This is a genomic window from Mesorhizobium sp. M7A.F.Ca.AU.002.02.1.1, from assembly GCF_003998535.1.
GTDB classification, from domain to species: Bacteria; Pseudomonadota; Alphaproteobacteria; order Rhizobiales; family Rhizobiaceae; genus Mesorhizobium; species Mesorhizobium ciceri.
The window spans coordinates 1-4,722 of sequence record NZ_RZPB01000485.1; the positions used below are offsets into that span (position 1 = coordinate 1).

Sequence of the window (4,722 nt, forward strand, 5' to 3'; positions counted from 1 at the left end):
ACGCAGCGGTGTGAGACGGGCATTCTTGTGGATGTTCATTCGGACCCTCCGATGGATGCTGAAGCGTGGTAACTCCAGTCTCCTCGGTCCGGTCCGAATGGACAACCTCTCGAAAGCTCACACCTAGAACTCCTCTTGAAAGCGTATCTAGCTTCAAAGGGCGTGTCGAAACGCGGTCTCCGGCTCGGCTTCGGTCACAAGATCGAGGACATTTACGAAGCCGCAGTGGCCCTAGGAATGCCGCCGATTGGGAACGTGAAGATGATTGCCAACAACCTTGACCTGATGAATTCTCAGCAAGATTTTAGGTACCCGTCGGGGTACAAGCTGAATGTCCCGCCGCCGAGCTTCTGCCGAGAAACGTATAACGCTCTCCACACAGCGATCGAGCCGAGGATCCCCACCGAGGTACTGAAAGCCAACCTCAAATTTCATTGGGATTTTCGGGGGAAGACTGTCATTTGGAAGGACGAATAGCCCGAGGATGATCTTCCCCATCTACGTTGGCGTTCTTATGGCGCTGCTGTCAGCATCCGCCATTGGCGGTGGCGGCAAGGCGATCTTGTTGGGATGGCCGCCTCGCTGACAATGGCCGGGATGGGCACTCGCCGGCTGGCTAGGTTCTTAGCAGGCCATAGCCGGCTGTCTGGTGGAGATCGTCTTTCAGGGCTTTGATCGTCTGTGAAAGGTCGCGAACCTTGTCCATCAGCGTCTGAATGGTCGCCCCGATGGGCTGGATCTTAACGCCTCAATCGTCGCGAGAAGCTCAAGGTAGACGTGGTTCAATTGAACTTTCTCCCTTCGAGAGCTCTCAATGGTGATCGACATGTGCGACCAGGCTCGATCAATTGCCTGTTCGCTTATCCTTCATCGACAAGCGGACGCGTGCCGCCACCTCCCTTCCGTCACGCGAAGGACCCAGCCGGCGAGACCAGACGGCGTGCGTGGCGCAATCTTCTATGTGACGAGCGGCGAGATCGCGTGTGTCCCGCCGTGATGGGATCATCTATTCGTCGAGCGCGGCGCTGGCGCCATCATCGTCGATATCTGCAAACCCTGGGATGATCCAGCAGCTTCTCCTTCGACAGCAGCCCGGCGTCCTCGAGCGCCTCGAAATCCGGCAGCTGGCGCAGCGTGTCGAGCCCGAACTGCGACAGAAAAGTTTTGGTCGTCACATAGGTGTAGGGCGCGCCCGGCTGCGGGCTGCGCGGCCCCGAGGCGACCAGCTGCTCAGCGCGCAGCACGCCGATCAGGTCACGTGACACCTCCTTGCCGAAAAAGCTCGACAGCTCGCCACGGGTGATCGGCTGGAAATAGGCAATGCACATCAAGACAAGCGCCTCCGCCTGCGACAGTTCTTTTGCTCCCTCGCCCGCTGCCGTGCCGAAGGCTGCGTGAATGGCGTCGCCAAAAACCTTTTTGGTCCGGTGCTGCCAGCCGCCGGCGACCGCGACCAGCTCGTAAGGGCGGCCGGCGAGTTCGGCGCGAATGTCGTCGATGATCAGCTCGATATTGCAGTTTTTTCCCACCACCCGCGCGAGGACACTACGTGTCACCGGTTCATTTGCCGCAAAGATCACCGCTTCGACGCGGGCCATCCATTCGCACCAGCGCAGCTCCGGCGGCAGATGTTCCAGTTCGGTGTCGAGCAGCGCCGGCTGATCGTTTGGCTTGCGGCGGGCGGACGCTTCGCTCATCGCTACAGCCCGAACAGCCGGAATGTGGGGCGGCCGGAGAGCTCGCGCACGACCTCCAGTTGCTGCAGCCGTTCGAACAGCCGTCGCGATGCAAAGCGCGACAGATTGTCCGTCGTCAGCGATCCGGACACGGCGTCTTCACTGAGCAGCAGAAAGATTACGTCGCCGGCGCCTTTGGCGCGCAGTTTCGGCGCCACCGCCAGGAGTTTTTCGGCCCGGCGCGACAGCTCGGCGGCCAACCGACAAGCGTCCGCGGCGGCCGCGACGAGCGCGATGCAAACCGCCCGCTCAAAATTCTTGTCCCCGGGCCGGATGCGCCGGCCACCGCCGGCCTCGGTGCGGAAAGATGGTCCAAAACCCTGCGCCATTAGGAGCGGCAGGGGCTGCGGCCAGCCCAGGCGTTGCGCCAGTACCAGGTCGGCGAGCCACCAGCCAAAGACTTCGGCATCGGGACGCATGGCGACGACCTCAGCGGCGATCGCCGCGGCGTCGAATGGCGCCGACCGCTGGGATACCCCGAGTTTTTCGATCTGCGTGCAAAGGTCGGCGAGCGCGGCGCCGTCCCAATGGAGGCCAAGCTGGTCGAGTATCTTCCCGAGCCGGCCGGGCGTAGCGGCGGGCGGCTGCCTGGCCAACTGCCGCCAGGCGCCAAAGACGGCGCCTGCGGGACCGGGGTCAGCACGTAGGGGACGCAAATGCCAGGCATCGCGCAAGGCGGCCGCATCCTCGGCGCGGCCGGCGAGCCGCATGCTGGAGGCGGCGCAGCGAACCGCCAGCCGCTGCCGCCAAGCGCCGGCCCAGGCTGCCTGCGCGCGGGCGAGCGTGTCGAGGGCACCCAGGGCGGCGCCGGCCCGGAAGGCGGCGTCGCCGTCACTCGGCGCGCCGGCGCTTGTGATCGCCCACGCGGGAACGGAGGGCGGCGCAGAGGAGCTGGCGGTCGCGGGATCGAGGCGAATCATAATTTGGAGAGTAAAGTGCCGGTGCGCTTTTCGCCATGATTTTCGTGCCAAAACGCACAGCCTGTCGGATCAGCACAACGACTGATAGTGTTGCATTATCAATCTCTTCACGAGTTCGTCCCTGCTAAGCCATTTGGCCAACAAGTAAGTCTCGACAGGGCACCTTTTTGCGCAGCCGGACGAAACTCCGTTCGGAAATGTGCCGGCTCGCGGCGTAGGAGCCTGCTCAGGTTCAGATGTCATGAAGGCATCTAACGCCCGATCTGCCGCGCAACTTCGGTCCCATATTCATTGCCGACGGGGTATCTGAGGGCGACGTTTTTTGCGGGTTTTTCCTGGTCGGCTTTGGAGGTGATGCTGGCGCCGATTGTCACAGGCTACTTCACTATCTGTTCCTTGACCGATGAGATCTTTTGCGCTGCGGCGCTCCCGTCTTTGCTGTGGGTCACCTTCTGACCCAAGCCCCAACGTACACACGCGGGAGTGTCCTACAAGCCATCGGTTTCGACAGATCGGATGGATTGGGCAGGCGAGCCCAAAAGCTGCGAGCTTAGAGCGGTTATAAATCGTAGTTGTAGCTGTGTAACAAACTGTGTAACAAAAAGCGCGAAAAGACTAGTATTTTCAGTATCATAGAGGTGAAAGGGAATCCCTCCCTCTCCGCCATCGATTTCCCATAACGGCCTGATTCGCAACGATTTTTCCGAATATCAGCTCTCTTTTGGTGCATTTCTTGGTACAAAGAGGCTTCCGCACAAGCCCCTATGGATCGACATCATAAGAACCTCGATCTTATCGTCTCAGCCGCCGCCACGATGCAGGAGGAGATAGAGAACATGTTCGGCTGCCTCCACCGCTTCGAGGAGAAACCAAGAAGCAGGTGAACGAAGTCTGCCGTGGTGATGCCAGGATGAAGATCAAGATTGATGCTGCGGGAAAGATTTAAGAGCCCCGCTTTGACAATCGTGACCGGCTTCCTTCGTCCTTCAATTCACTCCGCGTCAGGATTGTCGACAAGGCAGCCTGCACCATGGCATCCTTGGTAGTTGCCATGCACATCAAAGTTTGGCTCTCCCTGCCTGTCAAATTGCGGTCGGGTATCGATTGCCTGGTCAGGATTGTCGACCTTGCATCCCATGCCATGACAACCATTGTAGCTGCTATCGGGGCGGTAGTTACTCGTCGTGTGCCGTCGATTGTGATGATCGTCCGCCATCCCCTCGATCAGAGCGCCGAGAATAGCTCCGCCAACCACTGCGCCGACGTCATGACCGCGATGGTCATACATGCGGGCATTGGGATCAAAGCTGTCGCCACGTCCATGGTGGTAGCCGCCGACATCGGCGAAAATTCCGGAGCAACCTTGCGCGACCCAAATATATTTGCTGCGTGGATTGTAGCCCCAGGTCCGGTTCAAAATACAAGGACTTCCAGAAGTCTGATGAATGAGTTGCGGCTTGCTCAGCGGGCCCGCCCAGCATTCGCCATACTGATAGTGCCTCGATTGGCATTCGACGGTCGATTGTGCGCGGGCATCAGAGATCATCCACGATGAGCCGAGCGCGAGCAAAGCAATGAACATGTAACGTAGCATGTGAACCCCTCCGGAGTGGTCAACGACCGGTTGCGTCGGTGTCATCGAAATGGAATTTCTTCCGCCAGGTGTCAGTCGTTGATCGCGGTGATCTTGATGGTGTTGCCGTCTCCGACGCCGGAGAACCAGACCTCGCCATCACCGATTGAGATGCCTTGCCAATTGGCGAACAGCGTCGGGTAGGTCTGCTTGAGGACGGTCTGTTTGACCTTGGCGGTAACGATCTTGTCGTAATCCGTCACGAAATGCGCGGCGTCGTTTATCTTGATCGCCTTGCCGCCGATCCGGGCGCGGAAGGGATAATCGATCATCGACGCGACGGTCTGCTTGTCGCCGGCACTGACAGCCTTCTGCAGCTTGTCGAAGAACTGCTGATAGGTTGTGTGACTGCCGAACAGCGCGTCAAGGGTCTGGTTTGTTTCAGCGGCGGTCTGCGCTGCCGCTGGACCCGCAACGGCGGTTTTCAAAAGGG

The 4,722-nt window shown here is 59.7% G+C and carries 4 protein-coding genes; all 4 read right to left on the reverse strand.

What is annotated here, in order from left to right; all coding sequences use genetic code 11:
• Nucleotides 1-1,034 precede the first annotated feature (1,034 nt).
• Entirely contained in the window at nt 1,035-1,697 is a 663-nt protein-coding gene (locus EN879_RS24715; RefSeq protein WP_063169436.1) for an SMC-Scp complex subunit ScpB, read from the reverse strand.
• 2 nt (nt 1,698-1,699) lie between these two features.
• Nucleotides 1,700-2,656, reverse strand: coding sequence for a DUF1403 family protein (locus tag EN879_RS24720; RefSeq protein ID WP_063169437.1), 957 nt, complete (start codon nt 2,654-2,656; stop codon nt 1,700-1,702).
• A 991-nt stretch (nt 2,657-3,647) separates the two neighbouring features.
• A complete protein-coding gene (locus EN879_RS24725) occupies nt 3,648-4,250 on the reverse strand; it encodes a DUF3011 domain-containing protein (RefSeq protein WP_013529061.1) in 603 nt (200 codons plus the stop codon).
• Nucleotides 4,251-4,321: 71 nt separating this feature from the next.
• The coding region (locus EN879_RS24730; protein WP_245493861.1) for a hypothetical protein at nt 4,322-4,722 on the reverse strand (401 nt) is incomplete at its 5' end.

Bases quoted from the DNA above. Each gene is read 5' to 3' on its own strand.
- EN879_RS24715 (WP_063169436.1), bottom strand. From the start codon at position 1,697: ATGAGCGAAGCGTCCGCCCGCCGCAAGCCAAACGATCAGCCGGCGCTG.
- EN879_RS24720 (WP_063169437.1), bottom strand. From the start codon at position 2,656: ATGATTCGCCTCGATCCCGCGACCGCCAGCTCCTCTGCGCCGCCCTCC.
- EN879_RS24725 (WP_013529061.1), bottom strand. From the start codon at position 4,250: ATGCTACGTTACATGTTCATTGCTTTGCTCGCGCTCGGCTCATCGTGG.